The organism is Burkholderia sp. SR8 (assembly GCF_052851275.1).
This window is the reverse complement of sequence record NZ_JAULUC010000006.1, coordinates 239,034-257,149: the sequence shown is the minus strand read 5'-3', so window position 1 is coordinate 257,149 and position 18,116 is coordinate 239,034. Positions and strand designations below refer to the sequence as shown.

Below are 18,116 nucleotides of genomic sequence, written 5' to 3'. Positions count from 1 at the left end.
CGATAAGGCGACACCCGGCGGCTCATGCCGCCGTCACCGAATCCGCGTCACTCCGGATACGTGACGCGCTCCGGCTCCCGCCGCATGATTACTTTCCCGTGGCGCACCGACAGCGTGACCTTCGCCTGCCGGCGCACGGCCTCGTAGTCGCTGTCAGCGTCGAGCACGACCAGATTCGCCGGCCGGCCGGCCGCGATCCCGTAACCGTCGCCGAGATGCATCGTCGCCGCGCTGTGATCGGTGACGAAGTCGAGGCAGCGCTGCAGATCCTGGTAGCCCATCATGTGGCAGATATGCAGGCCGGCATCGAGCACGAGCAGGATGTTGCCGTTGCCGAGCGGATACCACGGATCCTTGATCGAATCCTGCCCAAAGCACACGTTCAGGCCCGCGCGGTCGAGCTCCGCGACACGCGTGACGCCGCGCCGCTTCGGAAACGTGTCGAAGCGGCCCTGCAGGTGAATGCTCTCGGTCGGGCACGACACGAAGTTCAGCCCCGCCCGCTTGAGCAGCCGGAACAGCTTCGAGCAGTACGCGTTGTCGTACGAGCCCATCGCGGTCGTATGGCTGGCCGTCACCCGCGCGCCCATGCCGCGCACGCGCGCTTCTTCCGCGAGCACTTCGAGAAAGCGCGAATGCGGATCGTCGGTCTCGTCGCAGTGCACGTCGACGAGGCAGCCGGTGCGCTCGGCCAATTCCATCAGGAAGCGGATCGAGCTGACGCCCTGCTCGCGCGTGTTCTCGAAATGCGGAATGCCGCCGACGACGTCCGCGCCGAGCTCGATCGCCTGCTCCATCAGCGCGCGCCCGCCGTCGAACGACTCGATGCCTTCCTGCGGAAACGCGACGATCTGCAGGTCGATCAGCCCGCGCGCCTCGTCCTTCACTTCGAGCATCGCCTTCAGCGCGGCGAGCGTCGGATCGGTGACGTCGACATGCGTGCGCACGTGCTGGATCCCGTGATCGCGCAGCATGCCGATCGCCGCATGCGCGCGCGTCTTCGTGTCTTCGTGCGTGATCGTCGCCTTGCGCTCGGACCACCGTTCGATCCCTTCGAACAGCGTGCCGCTCATGTTCCAGGCCGGCTCGCCGGCCGTCAGCACGGCGTCCAGATGGATATGCGGCTCGACGAGCGGCGCAATCGCGAGGCGGCCGCCCGCATCGACATCATCGGTACCGACGGGCGCGCGCGGCGCGGCTTGCGCATCGATCCGCGCGATCCTGCCGGCGTCGATGCCGATCGTGAACAGTCCGTCGCGGCCGCGCAGGCGTGCATTGATGAGGTTCATGTCGGTCCAGGCATGGGTGCGGCGCCAGCGCGCCGCGTGGTGGGGAAAACCGGTGTCGGCAACGCGGGCCGCGCCCGCTCAGTCGAAGTATTCGATCGTCAACCCGGTCGCCGCGCTCATCTCGTCGTTCGTCACGTCGCGCACGTGCTTGCCGAACGTCCATACATGCCGGCCGGGATCGCGCGCGCGATACACGCGATCGCCATAGAACGCGTCGGCCGGCGCCTGCAGGATCTCCGCGCCGGCCGCGCGCGCGTGTTCGCAATGCGCGTCGATGTCCGCGTCGTCGGGCAGATGCACGTGGACGTGCTGGGTATTGCGGTCGCCGGTGTCTTGCGGCGACGCGATGAAGTCGGCCCACGTGCCGCCGATCATCACGAGACTGTCGCCGAATTTCATTTCGGCATGCGCGATGTCGCCTTCCGGTGTGGTGACGACGAGCGCACGCGCGAAACCGAATGCACGTTCGAGCCATGCAAGCGCGGCTTTGGGGTCGCGGTAGCACAGCGCGGCACTGAAGGACGGACGGTGATGCGTGCTCATCGATGTCTCCTTGTCTCGGCATGGGTCCGCCCATTCTCCACGCGCACGCGGCGGCGATCAACTCCCCGCCGCGGCGGCGCGCGTGTTGTCAATGCGCGACGCGGCGGCCGCGGCGGCCGTACGCCACGCGTCGCGCGCTCCGCCGAAACGCCCGCCCTTCGGGCGCCGCACCGGATTGTGAACGCCGTGTGACGCACTCTTGCGCGCGTCGCAATGGAGCACTCGCACGCGGGCCGACGGAATCGGCCGCACGCGCCCCTACACTTGCGCCGAACTTTGGTTACCCAGTCCCACACGCAGGAGTCTCCGCATGAACAAAACCCTGGTTGCCGGCGCATGTGCCGCCGCGCTGTTCGCCCCGCTCGCGCACGCGCAGAGCTCGGTCACGCTGTACGGCCTGATCGACGCCGGCATCGCATATACCAACAACGTGAATGGCGCCGCCCAGTGGCGCATGGCGTCCGGCACGATCAACGGCAGCCGTTTCGGCGTGCGCGGCAGCGAAGATCTCGGCGGCGGCCTGAAGGCGCTGTTCGTGCTCGAGAACGGCTTCAACGCGAACAACGGTGCACTCGGGCAGGACGGCAAGCTGTTCGGCCGGCATGCGTACGTCGGCCTGAGCAGCGCCGGCTACGGCACGCTGACGCTCGGCCGCCAGTACGACACGATGGTCGATTTCGTCGCGCCGCTGTCCGCGACGTCCGGCGACTTCGGCGATACGGGCTTCGCGCATCCGTTCGACAACGACAACCTGAACCACTCGGTGCGCATCAACAACGCGGTCAAGTACACCAGCGACACGATCGGCGGCTTCAAGGTCGGTGCACTGTACGGCTTCTCGAACTCGGCGAACTTCGCCGGCAACCGTGCGTACAGCGTCGCCGCGAGCTACACGAACGGCCCGCTGAAGCTGGCCGGTGCTTACCTGCAGATGAACGGCACGAAAGGCTCGACGAGCGCGAGCCCCGGCGCGACCGACGTGGCCGAAGCGAAGAGCGTGAGCCAGGGCGGCTGGTCGGTCGGCGCGGACCGCATGCGCACGTATGGCGGCGGCATCAGCTACGTGTTCGGTCCGGCGACGGTCGGCTTCGTCTATACGCGCTCGCAGTACGACAACACGGGTTCGTTCGGTTCGACCGGCCAGGTCGCGTTCAACAACTACGACGTGAACGTGCGCTATGCGGTGACGCCGGCCGTCAGCCTCGCCGCGGCCTACGTGTATACGGACGGCAGCGTGTCGAACCCGGACAGCAAGCACGGCACCGATCCGAAGTGGCACCAGGTCGACCTGCAGGCCGTGTACAAGCTGTCGCGCCGTACCGACCTGTATGCGGAAGCGATGTATCAGCACGCATCGGGCCGCGGCTACCAGGCGTTCATCAACACGTCGGGCGGCGCATCGAGCACCGCGAACCAGATCGTCGGCACGATCGGCATGCGCACGCGGTTCTGAGCGCCGCCAGGCACGATCCGACCGCACGCCGGCCGCCGGCCATGCCCGTATTGGCTGAGAACGGGCTCGGCCGGCACGGTCGGCACGGTCGGCACGGTCGGCACGGTCGGCACGCATCAATGTTGTGCCATATGGAAAGCTGCCTGCCTGGAATCGGGGTTTTTGCGGCCGCACGCGCTGCATAGACTGGCATCGACGGTTCGGATCGCGCAGCGATCGACGAACCGGCCTCACACCCGTCTACAGGAGAACATCGTGAAATCGCTCGTCGCAACCGCCGCCGCTGCCGTCCTGCTTGCCGCACCGGCGCTGTCGTTCGCGCAATCCGCCAAGTCGCCCGTCACGCGCGCGCAGGTGCTGCAGGAGCTGTACGACCTCGAATCGGTCGGCTACAACCCGTCGCTCGGCGACGCGGGCAACTATCCGGACGATCTGATGGCCGCGCAGGAACGTCTCGCGGCAAAGCGGCTCGCCGAGCACAAGGCTGCGCAAGCCGCATACGGCCCGGCCGGTGCGGGCGCAACCGAATCGGGCGTCGCCGCGAAGCCCGCGCTGTGAACGCATCGCGCAAGACCGCGCCCGCATGACGTGTGTCGTGCGGGCGCGGTTTCCGTCGCGAAAAGCAGTTGGTGACGATGCGGCGGTCAGCGTGCGATCGTGCACGGCACAGCCGCCCGTGCAGCCGCAAAGCTGCGCGTGCCTCAGCAACCGCTGACCGCGACGCGGCGGAAGCACGCGGATGGAATTCGCTCAGGCGGCCTGCGGTTCGCGGCCGATCGCGTTCAGCGTCTCGACGTCGCGCGCGATCATCCCCGGCACCTGCGCACGCAGCATCTCGACCCACGTGCGCACCTTCGCATCGACGAAGCGGCGCGACGGATACAGCGCATACACGTTCATCTTCTGCAGGATGTGGCCGGGCAGCACACGCACGAGCGTGCCGTCCTGCAATGCGTCGATCGCCGAATACAGCGGCAGCATGCCGATCCCGATACCGTCGCGGATCGCGAGCGCGAGCGACTCGGCCGTGTTGGTCTGCACGGGCCCGGCCACGTGGATCTGCTCGACGCCGTCGGCGCCTTCGAGCACCCATTCGTGCGTCGGGAACGCGGGCGTGCAAAGCGTCAGGCATGCGTGCGCGCCGAGATCCTGCGGACGCGCGGGCGCACCGTGGCGCTTCACGTACTCTGGCGACGCGCACAGGATGCTGAAGGTCGAGCCGAGCAGGTGCGACACGAGTTCCGAATCGGGCAGCGACGACGCGGTCACGACGGCCATGTCGCTCGTGCCGTCGAACAGGTCGGGCATGCGCTGCGACAGCGACAGCTCGATCGACACGTCCGGGTACTGCGTGTGATAGCGCGTCAGCGCGGGCATCACGTAATGATGGCCGACGCTCGCGAAGCTGTGCATGCGCAGCACGCCGGCCGGCCGCTCGTGCGCGCAGCTCGCCTCTTCCTCCGCACGATCGACGTCGGCGAGGATCTGGCGGCAGCGCCGCAGATAGCTTTCGCCGGCCGACGTCAGCGCGAGGCGGCGCGTCGAGCGATTCATCAGACGGGTGCGCAGGCGCGCCTCGAGCTCCGACACCGCGCGCGACATCGCGCCCGTCGTGGAATTCAGCGATTGCGCGGCCGCGGTGAAACTGCCCGTCTCGACGACGCGCGTAAACACCCGCATGTTTTGTAGGGTATCCATTCCTGTGAACCACCTGTAGCGGAGCCGCTATTTTCCTCCAGCGGGTGCGGCAGATTGTTACGCGGCCTGCAACTATCGTTTCCCCGCAGCTGCGTTAATGCCCGCGCGCCGCACTCCTACAATCGGCGCCTCATCAGTCGAACGGACCCGTCCGGACGCGCCGCGGCACCGCACGCGCCCTTTCTTTTCATGAAGCCACAACCTGCGATCGAGCGACCTTCCATCGAACCGGCACGATGGAGAACCTGGCTCGATCCGCTTCGCGGCGCCGCGCGCGACTGGGCCGTGAGCGACGGGCTGATCTGGCTGCACCTCGCGAAGACCGTGCTGGCCGCGCTGCTCGCGATGGGCATCGCGATGCGGCTCGAGATGTCGCAGCCGCGCACCGCGATGACGACTGTGTTCGTGCTGATGCAGCCGCTGTCGGGGATGGTGTTCGCCAAGAGCTTCTACCGCGTGCTCGGCACGGCAGCCGGCCTCGTCGCCGCGCTCGCGCTCGGCGGGCTGTTCGCGCAACAGCCGGAGCTGTACATGGCCGGCATCACGCTGTGGATCGGCACGTGTATCGCGCTCGCAGTGCGCAACCGCCACTTCCGCTGGTACGGGTTCGTGCTGGCCGGCTACACGGCCGCGCTGATCGGCCTGCCGGCGGTGATGACGCCGCAGACGCTGTTCCAGTCCGCGCTCACGCGCGCCGCGGAAGTCGCGCTCGGCATCGCGTGCTCGGGCGCGGTCAGCGCGCTGATCCTGCCGCTCAGCTCGGCGAAGGCGCTGATGCGCTCGTTGACCGCCCGCCATGTGAAGTTTCCGGCGTTCGCGGCCGGCGCGCTGTCGGGCGATCTCGCTCGCGGCGATTTCGAACGGCGCTTCGCCGATTTCGTCGACGAGATCGTCGGCTTCGAAGCCAATCGCGCATTCGCGTCGTTCGAGGATCCGCACATTCGCGCGCGCAGCCGCCGGCTCGCACGGCTGAACAGCGAATTCATGAACGCGTGCACGCGGCTGCATGCGCTGCACCAGCTCGTCAGGCGCGTGCGCGCCAACCGGTCGGACGCCGTGCTCGACGCGCTTGCGCCGCACATCGACGGGCTCGCGCAACGGATCACCGCGTTGCGCGACGAACGGCAGCGCGGGATCGCGTCGACCACCGGCGCGCTGCTCGAACTGCGCCGCTTTCACGACGCATTGCCGAAGGCCGCGCGCGCGTCGCGCCGCGCGATCGAGGAGCATGCGGCCGGCGGCCTGCTCGATTTCGATACCGCGATCGAGCTGATGTATCGCTTCATCGGCGAGTATGTCGGTTATGCGGATACCTACGCCTCGCTCGACCGCGACGATCACGCGTTCGAACGCTCGGTCACGCGCTACGCGGTGAAGACCAATTCGTTCTTCGTCGGCTTCGCGTTCCTGCGCACGCTGGTCGCCGTCGGCGCGATGAGCGCGTTCTGGATCGCGTCCGAATGGCCGAGCGGCTCGCTCGCCGTGATCGCCACCGCGATCGCGTGCGCGCTGAGCTCGACGTCGCCGCGCGCGCCGAAGTTCGTTGCGCAGATGGCCGTCGGCGCCGCGTTTGCAACGGCCGCCGGCTACGTGTTCCTGTGCTACGTGTATCCGAACATCGACGGCTTTCCGCTGCTGTGCGCGGCGCTCGCCCCGGTGCTCGGCCTCGGTGCGTTTCTCGCGATGCGTCCGGGCCTGTCCGGCTACGGGATCGGCTTCGCGGTGTTCTTCTGCCTGCTGGCCGGCCCCGACAACACGATTGCGTATACGCCCGAAGTGCTGGTCAACAACGGCTTCGCCGTCGTCGTCGCGATGCTGGCGTGCGCGCTCGTGTTCGCAGTCGTGTTTCCGACCCACATGCCGTGGCTCACGGCGCGCATCGCGCACGATCTGCGCCGCCAGGTCACGCTCGCATGCGACGGCGCACGCGACGGCCTCGCCGCACGCTTCCAGTCGAGCACGCACGACCTGATGGCGCAGCTGCGCACGCTGCTCGTCAAGCGCACGCGCCAGCATCGCGACGCGCTGCGCTGGATGCTGGCGACGCTCGAAGTCGGCCATGCGGTGATCGACCTGCGCGACGAACTGCACGGATTCTGCGCATCCCGACCGCCGCAGACGCTGCGCTGGACCACGTCGGTCGATGCGGTGCTGCACGAGCTGCCGCGCTTCTTCGACGATCCGACGCCCGTGCACCACGCACGCACGCTGAAGTCGGTCAACCTGGCGATCCGCGCCGCGCAGCATGCGCTGCACGCGTGGTACGCGGTGCCCGATGCGCGTCACCGCATGCAGCGCATCGTCGGCTGCCTGCACTTCATCCGCAGCGCGCTGCTCGACAAGGACGCACCGTTCAACCGCCATCGTCATTGACGACAGGAACCGATCGCCCGCGGGCGGCGGGAATCGATGCGTGCGCAACGTGATCCTTGTGCCGATTGGAAATAAGCTCTGCACCCGCGGCGCTTAATCCTTAAGCAGTGCGAGCCTATAGTTTCCTCACTGCCAGCGAGACTGGCACCGACCCAGGAGAAACCGAAATGAAGCCGCTGCACCTCGCCCTCGTTGCCCTGTCGCTCACCGCCGCTGTCGCGCACGCACAGCCCGCGCCGGCCGATGTCGCGCAGCAACCGGCGAACCGCGCCGAAGCCGTCCAGGCCGCCGGTCGCGTCGATCGCAGCCGATCGACGCAGGAAGACCCGAACGCATGCGTGGGCCCCGTCAGCTTCTGCAACGTCTACTTCGGCAGCTGAGCATGACGGCGCGTCGTCACGGCCCGCGCCGCCGCGCGCGCATCGCACGCATCGCATGCGTGCGCGCCCGACGAGCCGGCCGCTCGCCGCAACGACACTGCCTGCCACGCCGCTTCGATTGAAGCGGCGCATGCCGTTTCAGGCGCCGCGTCCCGGCCGCCACCCCACTTCGCGCAGCGCATCGAGCAAGCGCGCCGGCCCGATCCCCTCGACCCGCGCGCCGCGTGACTCGACGTCGGTCCCCGCCACCAGCGCGTTCACGATCGCTTCCTCCACCGCTTCGGCCGCCGCGACGAACAGCGCGGAGATATGGTCGTTGTTCACCATCTTCACGGCCGTCGTCGGTGCGCCTTTGCTGCCGTAGTTCGCGGCCGGCAGCCCGTCGTTGCCGGTCGCGAACGCAAGGAAAATGTCGCCGCTCGAATCCTCGGTGCCGCCACCGACGCGCGCAAGCCCGACGCTCGCACGCTGCGCGAGCCGCGTGCATTGGTGCGGGAGCAGCGGCGCATCGGTCGCGATCGTGACGACGATCGAGCCCATCCCGGCTTCGCCCGGTGCGTCCGGCGCGCGGAACGGCGAATACACGTGCCGCAGTACTTCGCCGACCGGGTAGCCGGCCACACGCAGCATCTCGCGCACGCCGTAGTTCGCCTGCACGAGCGCGCCGACGGTCCAGCCGCCGGCGTCTTGGGCGACTACACGCGACGCGGTGCCGATACCGCCCTTGAACTCGTGGCAGATCATCCCCGTGCCGCCGCCGACGCCGCCTTCCGCGACGGGCCCGGACTGCGCGGCGGCCAGCGCGCGCAGCACGTGCGCGGCGCTCACGTGCTGCCCCCAGATATCGTTGAGCAGGCCGTCGTAAGTTTCCATCACGACCGGCATGCACCAGTACACGCGGCCGGCCGCCGCTTCGCGCTCGTTCGCGACCAGCGCATCGCGCACCGCGCCGACACTGTGCGTGTTCGTACAGGCGATCGGCGTCGTCAGCAGTCCGGCTTCGCGGATCCATTCGAGCCCCGTCGCATCGCCGTTGCCGTTCAGCACGTGCACGCCCGCGAAGCACGGCGAATCGTGCGCGGCGCCCGCCCGCGGCTCGATGACGGTGACGCCGCTGCGGATCGATGCGTCGCCGTTCTCGACGTTCAGCGTGCAATGCCCGACCCGCACGCCCGGGACGTCCGTGATCGCGTTGAAGCGGCCCGGCGTGCCGAGTCCGATGCGGATGCCGAGATCCCTCGTGCGCATGATGCAGTTCCTCCAGTCTTTCGGTGGTTCGGTGGTTCGGTGGGTTAGCGGGTTCAGAGCGCGCGGAACGCATCGCTGTGGCGCGCCCAGACCGCATACATCGCGAGCGCGGCCGCCAGCAGCCCGCCGATGATGATCAGGTCGGTCGGCTTCGTCGCGGTCGCAAGCGTCGTGTACAGCGTGTACGCGGCGCCTGCGACCGCGACGAGCGGCGTGACCGGCCACAGCGGCATCCGGTAATGATGTTCGACGTCGCGGCGCACGAACCGGCTGGCCAGCGCGGCCAGTCCGACGACGAGATAGATCAGCAGCAACAGGTCGACCGTGAACGCGGTCAGCTCGTCGAGGCTCGATACGAACACCAGCCCCGACGACGGCACCGCCAGCGCAAGCGTCGCGAGCCACGGCGATTCCAAGCGCGGATGGATCGTCGAGAATGCGCGGTTGCAGGTGCGCGACCAGAGCGCATGCCGGCCGCTGCTGTACAGCAGGCGCCCCATCGTGATCACGATCGCGATGATCGCGTTGAACACCGACAGGAAGATCCCGCCGCTGACCACGCGCGACACCACCGGGTTGCTCAGCGAGCGCACGACATAGCCGATCGGATCCGCGCTCTTCGTCAGCTCGGTCAGCGACGGCGCGCCGAGCACGATCGCGGTGAGCGGCACGAGCTCGACGACGAGGATCACCAGCAGCGAATAGATCACCGCCTTCGCGACGTTGCGGTTGCCGCCGCGCAGATCTTCCGCCAGATATGCGGCGGAGCCGAAGCCGTTGTAGCAGAAGATCGCCGTGCCGATCGCGGGCACGATCGCGGCGAGCGTCGCCGGCACCAGCGCGGTACCGCTCGCGACGACCGGCGCGACCAGCACGTCTACGCCGCGATGCGGCGAGCCGAAGCCGAGGCCCGCGATCAGCATCAGCACGCCGATCTCGACGACGAGGAACGCGCCGGTGATCCACGCATTCGTCTTGATGTTGAGCATCCCGAGCACGTAGCTGAGCAGCACGATCGTCAGCGCGACCGACTGGTTGCTGAAGTGCGTGCCGAGCGCATTGTTCAGGTACGGCGCGGCGCCGCTCGCGAGCACGGCCGGAATGAACACGCTGACGGACAGCACCGTGACGAAGGTCAGGTAACCGGGCAGCGTGCCGAACACGCGCTTGGCCATCACGTATTCGCCGCCCGCGCTGCGGTGCGCGGCGCTGAGTTCCGCGTAGCACAGCGCGAACGCGAGCGCGAGCACGCCGCCGAGCACGAACGACAGCACCGCGCCGCTGCCGGCCTGCTGGATCGCGAACGGCGCGATCACGAAGATCGAGCTTGCGGGCGTCACGCCCGACACGGTGATCATCACCGCGTCGCGCACGCTGAGCGTCTGCGACAGTGCGCGCGGCCCGTCTTCGCTGGCAGGCGTCGCTTGCAGCGTGCCCGTCGATTCCGACATCATCGCCATTTCGTTCTCCTGTGCTCCTTTGCTGCCGTTTTTTGAACGCCCATACTCGGGCCCGGATCATTGCGTGGCAGTCTAGGAAGCCAAATTCAGGACCGCTATTCCCCCTTCGTGTTACGCCCTCCGGTGGTGGTATGGATCGACTCTTCTCCGAAATCGCGATGCATCACGCGCTCGGCCGCGCGATCGATCATCTGGGCCAGCCGCGCTTCTGGCGCTTCCTGGTGCTGCTGCTCAACGAGATGGTGCCGTTCGACAACGCGCTCGCGACCGCGATCGGCCGCGACGGCGTGCCGCTCGTGCTCGAAGAATACGACACGGGCGGCACCGACGGCGCGTCGCCGGTGCCGCTTTACCTCAACGGGTTATATCTGCTCGATCCGTTTCTGCAGGCCGCGCACGACGGGCTCGCCGACGGCTGCTACCGGCTCGAGGAAGTCGCGCCCGACCTGTTCCGGCAAAGCGAATATTTCCTGAGCTACTTTCGCGACGCGGTCGGCGACGACGAAATCCAGATCCTGTTGCGTCCGCACCGCGACCTGCTGCTGTCGCTGTCGCTCGGCGCGGCCACGCGCTTCGACGTCGAGCCGCTCGGCAAGCTGACGGCCGCGATGCCGTGGGTGCTCGCGACGATCCGCCAGCACTGGCGGCTGGTCGGCGATGCCGCGCGCGCGACGCCCGACGACGATCTCGGCGCGCGCGTCGAGCGGGCGCTCGCGCGCTTCGGCGCGGGCGTGCTGACCGATCGCGAGATGGCGATCGCGCGAATGGTGCTGCGCGGCAATTCGTCGAAGGCGATCGCGGAGCGGCTCGCGATTTCACCGGAAACGGTGAAGGTGCACCGGCGGCATCTTTACGCGAAGCTCGGGATTTCGTCGCAGCCCGAGCTGTTTTCGCGATTCATTCAGGCGCTCGGCGAGGATGCGGCCGGCTAGGCGTGTCGATGCCGGGGAGCGCCGTCAGCGAGCCGATTCGATGAATCCGCCATCGGGCGCGTGGTGCGGCACGTACCAGCCGAAATACACCTCGGCCTCGACGATTCGCCCGTCGCGCACGCGCAAACGTTCGGCATTCCGGAAGCGCCTGCCGGCGGTCGTCGCGGCTTCGTACACGACGAACACGTATTCGCCGTGCACCGCCACGTCGACGAACTCGAAACCGGCGAGCATCGAGCTGTTCGGCCAGCAGCGCGCCAGATACGCGTCGCGGTCGAGCCGGTTGTCGAGCGGGCTCGTGAAATGAAAGTCCGGCGCGATCAGCGCTTCGATCGCGTCGCGGTCCTTGTCGACGTACGCGCGATAGCTCGCACGCGCTACGTCACCGGGATCGTCAGGCATCGTCGTTACCTCCGCGAAGTATCGGCGTGTGCGCAGCGGCCTGCGCCGCACCGACGCATCGATGAAACGAATTCGGGCAGCACGGGCGTGAACGGCCGGGCCGCGTGCGCAGATATGCGCGCACGCGCGGCCCGATGCGATTCGCGAAAACCGCACCGGCCGCCCCGCCTATTCCCCGCGCGCGACCCCGCGACCTGCAGCATCGCCGCGCCGACGCCGCGGTTGCCCGTTTCCGCACGCGCGGGCATGATGTCCGCCAGCGTGCGGGCGGCGCCGATCCGCGCTGGCGGTCGCCGGCAGCACGACCGGCATGCCGCGGACACGCCGCCGCCCGCATCATCGAGAGCAATCCGCGTGCCGCTCCCGGCCGCTCCTTCACCGACGCCATGTCACTACGCGCATTCAGAACGCTGGTCGCGATCGCCCGATACCGGACCTTCGCGCGCGCCGGCGAAGCGATCGGCCTCACGCAGTCGGCCGTGAGCCTGCAGATCAAGTCGCTCGAAAGCGAATACAACGTTCAGTTGTTCGACCGTTCGCGCCGCCAGCCGGTACTGACCGAAGCCGGCAACATCCTCGTCGCGCAGGCCGAACAGGTGCTCGCGATGGTCGACCGGATTCCCGATGCGCTCAGCGACGAGAAGAAACTCGTCGGCCGGTTGCGGATCGGCGCGATCCAGACCGCGCTGTCCGGCCCGCTGCCCGATGCGCTGCTCGCGCTGCGCGACGCGCATCCGTCGTTGCGCGTGCACGTTTCGGCCGGCATGTCGGCCGAACTGGCGAACCGCGTCGCGGCGGGCGAACTCGACGCGGCGATCACGACGCGCCCGGTGCGCCCGCATCCGGCCGAGCTCACGTGGACCACGCTGTACGAAGACCGCTTCTGGCTGCTCGCGCCGCCGCAATACGCGGAGCGCGACGCCGGCACGCTGCTCGACGCGTTGCCGTTCATCCGCTTCGACGCGCAGGCGTGGGCCGGCCGGATGATCGCGGCCGAACTGCGCCGCATCGGCGTGCGCGTACGCGAGGAGATGGTGCTCGACAGCGCGGAAACGATCGCGCGGATGGTCGCGCGCGGCCTCGGCGCGGCGGTCGTCGCGCTGCCCGACGCGACGCTCGCGCGACTGCCGCCCGTCACGCGCTTGCCGTTCGGCGAGCCGCAGATGGGCCGCGCGGTCGTGCTGCTCGAACACCGGTCGCGGCCGGCCGAGCGTTTCGCACGTGCGCTGGCCGCCGAAGTCACCGCGTCATCGATGAGAATTTCTCATTGAAGACCCGATAATTAACCATTATTCCTGCTGCATCCGCGTGTTAACTTGGCGGCACCGTCACTCTTTCGATTGCGTGCCGCCATGTCGCCTGCCGGATGGATTCCCGCTTCGTTCCGCTGTTCCGCCTGCCGGCCCTCCCGCCCGCTCGGCCCCGTCCGTCCGAAGGCACGCCGATGATCGGTCCGATCCTGCTCGCGCTCGCGCCGGTCGCGCTGCTGGTCGCGTTCGGCCACGGCCTGCGGCGCACCGGCTTCATCGCCGATGCGTTCTGGCCGCACGCGGAGCGCCTCTGCTATTACGTGCTGCTGCCCGCGCTGTTCGCCGACGGTCTCGCGAATGCGCGGTTGCAGGCGTTGCCCGTCGTGCCGCTCGCGGCGGCGCTGGTCGGCTCGACCGTGCTCGTCGCGGCGCTTCTTCTGCTGGTCCGCCGCTTCGTGCCGGTCGACGGCGCCGGCTTCACGTCGGTGTTCCAGGGCGCGGTGCGCTTCAACAACTATGTCGGCACGGCGCTCGCGGCCGGACTGTTCGGCGCGCACGGGATCGCGCTCGCGGCCGTGTGCGTCGCGGCAATCGTGCCGACCGTGAACCTGATGTGCGTGCTGGTCTTCGCGCGCTACGGGGAAACGCGGCTCGGCGCGTGGGCACTCGTGCGCCAGATCGAGTCCAATCCGCTCGTCGTCGGCTGCGCGCTCGGGATCGCGATGCAGGCCGCCGGTGTCGCGTTTCCGGCCGCGGTCGAGCCGGCCGTGCGCGCGCTCGGCGCCGCGTCGATGCCGCTCGGCCTGCTGTGCGTGGGCGCGGCGCTGAAGTTCGATGCGGCGCGCGGCTGGATGCCGCCGATGTGCATCGCATCGGCGTTCAAGTTCATGGCGATGCCGCTCGTCACGCTCGCAGCCGGCCGCCTGTTCGGGCTCGGCGATGCCGCGCTGACCATCGCGCTGCTGTTCCAGGCGCTGCCGACGTCGTCCTCGTCGTACATCATGGCCCGGCAGCTCGGCGGCGACGCGCCGCTGATGGCCGGCATCACCGCGTTCCAGACGATTGCCGCAGCGCTCGCGATGCCGGTCGTGCTGAGCACGCTCGCGTCGGCGCCGGGGTTGCGCTGACGGCCGGCATCGGTGCGCCGATTCAACAAGAACAGGATCGGCGACAGCCGCAGCAATCGCGACCGAACCCGTATGAATTCGACCGTCGCGCGGATCGGCGCCTGTCGGCGTTCGATCGCCGTGCGCACATTGCAGTCGCGCGTTCGCGATCGCGGGCGTCGCGCTGACCAATCGCGCGCAACGCCCATGTTCGGCTTCGCACCACTTCGGGGACGGATGTCGAATTCCCCCGCCCGCCCGCAATGGCCATGTCGTTGCACGAGACATACGCATCGCCGATACGCCCCCGGTTCTGCTCGCAGCCCCGCCAAAAACCGCCTATGGTGAAAGAAGCGGGTCGTTCCGCCGCCATTCGACTTCGCGTCGCTCGCACCGGCGGCCACGGCGCCGCGTTCCGGCACCATTCCCCGCGATCGTGCGCACGCCCGGCCGTGCATGCGATCGCGCCGCCAACCGGACTATCAGGAGGGCCTCATGAAAGCCGTGCTGCTCGTCAGTTCCGCCGTACTCGCCATGGCGTCGGTTTCGGCCTCGGCACAAGGCTCGATCACGAAAGCCGAAAACGGTGCGCTCGTCGCCGCGAACGGGATGACCGTCTATTCGTTCGACAAGGACAAGCCCAACGCCGGCACCAGCGCCTGCACGGGCCAATGCGAATCTCTGTGGCCGCCGTACAAGGCCAGCGCGACCGACGTCCCGGTCGGCCCGTACACGATCGTCAAGCGCGACGACGGCAGCCCGCAATGGGCGTACAAGGGCAAGCCGCTGTATTTCTTCTCGAAGGACATGAAACAGGGCGACCGCAACGGCGACAACTTCAAGAACGTGTGGCACGTGGTCGCGCCATAAGCGTTCGTTCCACGCGTTGCGCGCCGGCACACCCGCCGCGCGCGTAAAAAAGCCCGCCCCGATCGCGAATCGGGGCGGGCCTGTGCGCGTGCGTGCCGGCTGCAGCGATCGCGCTGCTGCCGGGCCGTGCGTCAGCGGTTCGACGGGAAGCTGAACACCGTGCCTTCGCGCACGCCGGCCGACGGCCAGCGCTGCGTGATCGTCTTGCGCTTCGTGTAGAAACGCACCGCATCCGGGCCGTACGCGTGCAGGTCGCCGAACAGCGACCGCTTCCAGCCGCCGAACGAGTGGTACGCGACCGGCACCGGCAGCGGCACGTTGATGCCGACCATGCCGATCTGGATGTTGTCGCTGAAGTAGCGCGCCGCTTCGCCGTCGCGCGTGAACAGGCACGTGCCGTTGCCGTATTCGTGCGCGTCGATCAGCGCCATCGCGTCGTCGAGCGACTTCAGGCGGATCACGCCGAGCACCGGCCCGAAGATCTCGTGCTGATAGATCGGCATGCCGGGCTTCACGTTGTCGAACAGGCACGGGCCGAGGTAGTAGCCGCCGTCGTGGCCGTCGACCTTCACGCTGCGGCCGTCGACGACGAGCGTCGCGCCCGCTTCCACACCCGCTTCGACGAAGCTCGTCACCTTCTCGAAATGCTGTTTCGTGACGAGCGGCCCCATGTCGACGCCGGCGCCGCTGCCCGGGCCGACCTTCATCTTCGCGATCTCGGCCTTCAGCCCTTCGACCACCTTGTCGCCCGTTTCGTCGCCGATCGCGACGACCAGCGGAATCGCCATGCAGCGCTCGCCGCACGAACCGTACGCGGCGCCCATCAGCGCGTTCACCGCGTTGCCGATGTCGGCGTCGGGCATCACGACCGCGAAATTCTTCGCGCCGCCGAGCGCCTGCACGCGCTTGCCGTGCGCGCAGCCGGTCGAGTAGATGTATTCGGCGATCGGCGTCGAGCCGACGAAGCTCACGGCCTTCACGCGCGGATCGGTCAGGATCGTGTCGACCGCTTCCTTGTCGCCGTTCACGACGTTCAGCACGCCCGGCGGCAGTCCGGCCTCGAGCGCGAGCTCGGCCATGCGCAGCGTCGACGACGGCGTGCGCTCGGACGGCTTCAGCACGAACGTGTTGCCGCATGCAACCGCCATCGGCCACATCCACAGCGGCACCATCACCGGGAAGTTGAACGGCGTGATGCCGGCGGCGACGCCGAGCGCCTGGAACTCGCTCCACGAATCGATCGCGGGGCCGACGTTCTTGCTGTGCTCGCCCTTCAGCAGCTCGGGCACGTATGTCGCGTATTCGACGTTCTCGATCCCGCGCTGCAGTTCGCCCATCGCATCGGCCAGCACCTTGCCGTGCTCGGCAGTGATGAGCGCGCACAGTTCTTCTGCATGCTCCTCTAGCAGCGTCTTGAAGCGGCTCATCACGCGGGCGCGCTTCAGCGGCGGCGTGTTGCGCCATGCGGGGAACGCGGCCTGCGCCGAGGCGATCGCGGCTTCGACGGTCAGCTTGTCGGCGAGCGCGACGCTCTTGTGCGATTCGCCCGTCGCCGGATCGAACACCGGCTGGACGCGGCTGCCGCCGTCGACGCGCTTGCCGTCGATCAGGTGGCCGACGGTGGAGGTTACGTTGCTGTCGTGTTTCATGTTTCGGGCTCTTTCGTGAATTCGGTTTTCGCTTGGGGACGCGCGGCGGCTCAGTCCACTTCGTTCAGTGCGTCGGACAGCGCGTTGATCAGGTTGTCGATCTCGCGCTTCTCGGCGATGAACGGCGGCGCGAGCTGGATCGTGTCGCCGCCGTAGCGCACGTAGAAGCCCTTCGCCCAGCAGCGCATCGCGATCTCGTACGGGCGCCGTGCGGGCTCGCCCGGCAGCGCCGCGATCGTCAGGCCGGCCGCCAGTCCGTAGTTGCGGATGTCCGCGATGTGGCGCTGGCCCTTCAGCCCGTGCACGGCCGCCTCGAAATGCGGCGCGAGATCGCGCACGCGGGCCACCGCGTCTTCCTTCACGAGCAGGTCGAGCGCCGCGACGCCGGCCGCGCATGCGACCGGGTGCGCCGAGTACGTATAGCCGTGCGGGAACTCGAGCATGTACTCGGGGCCGCCCGCAGCCATGAACGTGTCGTAGATTTCCTTCGTCGCGATCACGCCGCCGAGCGGCTGCGCGCCATTCGTGACCTGTTTCGCGAAGTTCATGATGTCCGGCACCACGCCGAATGCGTCGGCGCCCGTCATCGCGCCGGCACGGCCGAAGCCCGTGATGACTTCGTCGAAGATCAGCAGGATGTCGTGCGCGGTACAGATGTCGCGCAGGCGCTTCAGATAGCCTTTCGGCGGGATGACCACGCCTGCCGAGCCCGAGAACGGCTCGACGATCACGGCCGCGATGTTCGATGCGTCGTGCAGCGCGATCAGGTCGAGCAGACGGTCGGCCAGGTCGGCCCCGTTTTCCGGCATCCCGCGCGAGAACTTGTTTTCGGCAAGCTGCGTGTGCGGCAGGAAGTCGGCGTCGATCCCCTGGCCGAACAGCTTGCGGTTCGCGCCGATCCCGCCGACCGAGATGCCGCCGTAGTTCACGCCGTGATAGCCCTTCTCGCGGCCGATCAGGCGCGTCTTCGTACCCTTGCCCTTCGCGCGCCAGTAAGCGCGGGCCATCTTCAGCGACGTGTCGGCCGCCTCCGAGCCCGAGCCGGTGAAGAACACGTAGTCGAGGCCGGCCGGCGTCAGGTCCTTGATCTTGTTCGCGAGCTCGAACGACTTCGGATGGCCGAACTGGAATGCCGGCGCGTAGTCGAGCTGCGCGACCTGGCGGCTCACGGCCTCCGTGATTTCCGCGCGGCCGTGACCGAGGCCCGTGCACCACAGCCCCGACAGGCCGTCGAAGATCTTGCGGCCTTCGCCGTCCGTGTAATACGCGTCCTTCGCCGACACGATCATGCGCGGGTCGGACTTGAACTGGCGGTTCGCGGTGAACGGCATCCAGTGGGCGTCGAGCCACGCGGCGTCGGTACGGAGGTTCGTCTCTTCGTGCTGTTTGGCGATGGTCGTATCGGTCATGTCGGTCGGCGCGGCGCGCCCCTCCTCCTCGGGTTGATGTTGCGCATTGTCGGG

General features: G+C 68.2%; 16 protein-coding genes. 8 read left to right on the top strand and 8 right to left on the bottom strand.

The window, feature by feature from the left end; genetic code table 11:
- Positions 1–47: 47 nt before the first annotated feature.
- Together codA and Q3A80_RS10220 are read right to left on the bottom strand one after the other, a co-directional pair.
- The gene (gene codA, locus Q3A80_RS10225) at positions 48–1,289 is read right to left on the bottom strand and encodes a cytosine deaminase (protein WP_446328926.1); all 1,242 of its coding nucleotides are present in this window, start codon (positions 1,287–1,289) and stop codon (positions 48–50) included.
- A gap of 78 nt (positions 1,290–1,367) precedes the next feature.
- A complete protein-coding gene (locus tag Q3A80_RS10220; protein WP_446328925.1) occupies positions 1,368–1,832 on the bottom strand; it encodes a VOC family protein in 465 nt (154 codons plus the stop codon).
- 310 nt (positions 1,833–2,142) lie between these two features.
- On the opposite strand from Q3A80_RS10220, the gene Q3A80_RS10215 reads away from it, so the two are divergent.
- Both Q3A80_RS10215 and Q3A80_RS10210 read left to right on the top strand, forming a co-directional pair.
- A complete protein-coding gene (locus Q3A80_RS10215; protein ID WP_446328924.1) occupies positions 2,143–3,285 on the top strand; it encodes a porin in 1,143 nt (380 codons plus the stop codon).
- A 255-nt stretch (positions 3,286–3,540) separates the two neighbouring features.
- The gene (locus Q3A80_RS10210) at positions 3,541–3,843 is read left to right on the top strand and encodes a DUF4148 domain-containing protein (RefSeq protein ID WP_446328923.1); all 303 of its coding nucleotides are present in this window, start codon (positions 3,541–3,543) and stop codon (positions 3,841–3,843) included.
- Between the two features lie 192 nt (positions 3,844–4,035).
- Here Q3A80_RS10210 and Q3A80_RS10205 read toward each other — a convergent pair whose 3' ends face one another.
- Positions 4,036–4,983: a LysR family transcriptional regulator gene (locus tag Q3A80_RS10205; protein ID WP_446328922.1), complete on the bottom strand. Its 948-nt coding sequence runs from the start codon at positions 4,981–4,983 to the stop codon at positions 4,036–4,038.
- A gap of 189 nt (positions 4,984–5,172) precedes the next feature.
- Here Q3A80_RS10205 and Q3A80_RS10200 point away from each other — a divergent pair, with 189 nt between their 5' ends.
- Positions 5,173–7,356 (top strand): FUSC family protein, encoded by a 2,184-nt coding sequence (locus tag Q3A80_RS10200; protein WP_446328921.1) that lies wholly within the window; start codon positions 5,173–5,175, stop codon positions 7,354–7,356.
- Positions 7,357–7,523: 167 nt separating this feature from the next.
- Complete coding sequence (locus Q3A80_RS10195; RefSeq protein WP_446328920.1) at positions 7,524–7,736, top strand: hypothetical protein; 213 nt, start codon at positions 7,524–7,526, stop codon at positions 7,734–7,736.
- A 138-nt stretch (positions 7,737–7,874) separates the two neighbouring features.
- On the opposite strand, the gene Q3A80_RS10190 is transcribed toward Q3A80_RS10195, so the two are convergent.
- Both Q3A80_RS10190 and Q3A80_RS10185 read right to left on the bottom strand, forming a co-directional pair.
- A complete protein-coding gene (locus Q3A80_RS10190; protein WP_446328919.1) occupies positions 7,875–8,984 on the bottom strand; it encodes a DmpA family aminopeptidase in 1,110 nt (369 codons plus the stop codon).
- Between the two features lie 53 nt (positions 8,985–9,037).
- Positions 9,038–10,444 (bottom strand): APC family permease, encoded by a 1,407-nt coding sequence (locus tag Q3A80_RS10185; protein WP_446328918.1) that lies wholly within the window; start codon positions 10,442–10,444, stop codon positions 9,038–9,040.
- 131 nt (positions 10,445–10,575) lie between these two features.
- On the opposite strand from Q3A80_RS10185, the gene Q3A80_RS10180 reads away from it, so the two are divergent.
- Positions 10,576–11,376 carry a helix-turn-helix transcriptional regulator gene (locus Q3A80_RS10180; RefSeq protein WP_446328917.1) on the top strand — a complete coding sequence of 267 codons (801 nt, stop codon included), beginning with the start codon at positions 10,576–10,578 and terminating at the stop codon, positions 11,374–11,376.
- A 24-nt stretch (positions 11,377–11,400) separates the two neighbouring features.
- Here Q3A80_RS10180 and Q3A80_RS10175 read toward each other — a convergent pair whose 3' ends face one another.
- Complete coding sequence (locus Q3A80_RS10175) at positions 11,401–11,778, bottom strand: nuclear transport factor 2 family protein (protein WP_446328916.1); 378 nt, start codon at positions 11,776–11,778, stop codon at positions 11,401–11,403.
- A 386-nt stretch (positions 11,779–12,164) separates the two neighbouring features.
- On the opposite strand from Q3A80_RS10175, the gene Q3A80_RS10170 reads away from it, so the two are divergent.
- From Q3A80_RS10170 to Q3A80_RS10160, 3 genes are all read left to right on the top strand, one after another.
- Positions 12,165–13,049, top strand: coding sequence for a LysR substrate-binding domain-containing protein (locus tag Q3A80_RS10170; RefSeq protein WP_446328915.1), 885 nt, complete (start codon positions 12,165–12,167; stop codon positions 13,047–13,049).
- A gap of 173 nt (positions 13,050–13,222) precedes the next feature.
- A complete protein-coding gene (locus Q3A80_RS10165) occupies positions 13,223–14,155 on the top strand; it encodes an AEC family transporter (RefSeq protein ID WP_446328914.1) in 933 nt (310 codons plus the stop codon).
- A 474-nt stretch (positions 14,156–14,629) separates the two neighbouring features.
- Positions 14,630–15,004, top strand: a complete 375-nt coding sequence (locus tag Q3A80_RS10160) for a COG4315 family predicted lipoprotein (protein WP_446328913.1) — start codon at positions 14,630–14,632, stop codon at positions 15,002–15,004.
- A 131-nt stretch (positions 15,005–15,135) separates the two neighbouring features.
- Here the strand turns inward: Q3A80_RS10160 and Q3A80_RS10155 are convergent, their stop codons facing one another.
- Both Q3A80_RS10155 and Q3A80_RS10150 read right to left on the bottom strand, forming a co-directional pair.
- Complete coding sequence (locus tag Q3A80_RS10155; protein ID WP_446328912.1) at positions 15,136–16,653, bottom strand: CoA-acylating methylmalonate-semialdehyde dehydrogenase; 1,518 nt, start codon at positions 16,651–16,653, stop codon at positions 15,136–15,138.
- 50 nt (positions 16,654–16,703) lie between these two features.
- Complete coding sequence (locus Q3A80_RS10150) at positions 16,704–18,062, bottom strand: aminotransferase class III-fold pyridoxal phosphate-dependent enzyme (protein ID WP_446328911.1); 1,359 nt, start codon at positions 18,060–18,062, stop codon at positions 16,704–16,706.
- Positions 18,063–18,116: the final 54 nt, after the last annotated feature.

Excerpts from the sequence above, each read along its gene's own strand:
- codA (WP_446328926.1), bottom strand. The coding sequence starts at position 1,289 with ATGAACCTCATCAATGCACGCCTGCGCGGCCGCGACGGACTGTTCACG.
- Q3A80_RS10220 (WP_446328925.1), bottom strand. The coding sequence starts at position 1,832 with ATGAGCACGCATCACCGTCCGTCCTTCAGTGCCGCGCTGTGCTACCGC.
- Q3A80_RS10215 (WP_446328924.1), top strand. The coding sequence starts at position 2,143 with ATGAACAAAACCCTGGTTGCCGGCGCATGTGCCGCCGCGCTGTTCGCC.
- Q3A80_RS10205 (WP_446328922.1), bottom strand. The coding sequence starts at position 4,983 with ATGGATACCCTACAAAACATGCGGGTGTTTACGCGCGTCGTCGAGACG.
- Q3A80_RS10200 (WP_446328921.1), top strand. The coding sequence starts at position 5,173 with ATGAAGCCACAACCTGCGATCGAGCGACCTTCCATCGAACCGGCACGA.
- Q3A80_RS10195 (WP_446328920.1), top strand. The coding sequence starts at position 7,524 with ATGAAGCCGCTGCACCTCGCCCTCGTTGCCCTGTCGCTCACCGCCGCT.
- Q3A80_RS10190 (WP_446328919.1), bottom strand. The coding sequence starts at position 8,984 with ATGCGCACGAGGGATCTCGGCATCCGCATCGGACTCGGCACGCCGGGC.
- Q3A80_RS10185 (WP_446328918.1), bottom strand. The coding sequence starts at position 10,444 with ATGGCGATGATGTCGGAATCGACGGGCACGCTGCAAGCGACGCCTGCC.
- Q3A80_RS10180 (WP_446328917.1), top strand. The coding sequence starts at position 10,576 with ATGGATCGACTCTTCTCCGAAATCGCGATGCATCACGCGCTCGGCCGC.
- Q3A80_RS10175 (WP_446328916.1), bottom strand. The coding sequence starts at position 11,778 with ATGCCTGACGATCCCGGTGACGTAGCGCGTGCGAGCTATCGCGCGTAC.
- Q3A80_RS10170 (WP_446328915.1), top strand. The coding sequence starts at position 12,165 with ATGTCACTACGCGCATTCAGAACGCTGGTCGCGATCGCCCGATACCGG.
- Q3A80_RS10165 (WP_446328914.1), top strand. The coding sequence starts at position 13,223 with ATGATCGGTCCGATCCTGCTCGCGCTCGCGCCGGTCGCGCTGCTGGTC.
- Q3A80_RS10160 (WP_446328913.1), top strand. The coding sequence starts at position 14,630 with ATGAAAGCCGTGCTGCTCGTCAGTTCCGCCGTACTCGCCATGGCGTCG.
- Q3A80_RS10155 (WP_446328912.1), bottom strand. The coding sequence starts at position 16,653 with ATGAAACACGACAGCAACGTAACCTCCACCGTCGGCCACCTGATCGAC.
- Q3A80_RS10150 (WP_446328911.1), bottom strand. The coding sequence starts at position 18,062 with ATGACCGATACGACCATCGCCAAACAGCACGAAGAGACGAACCTCCGT.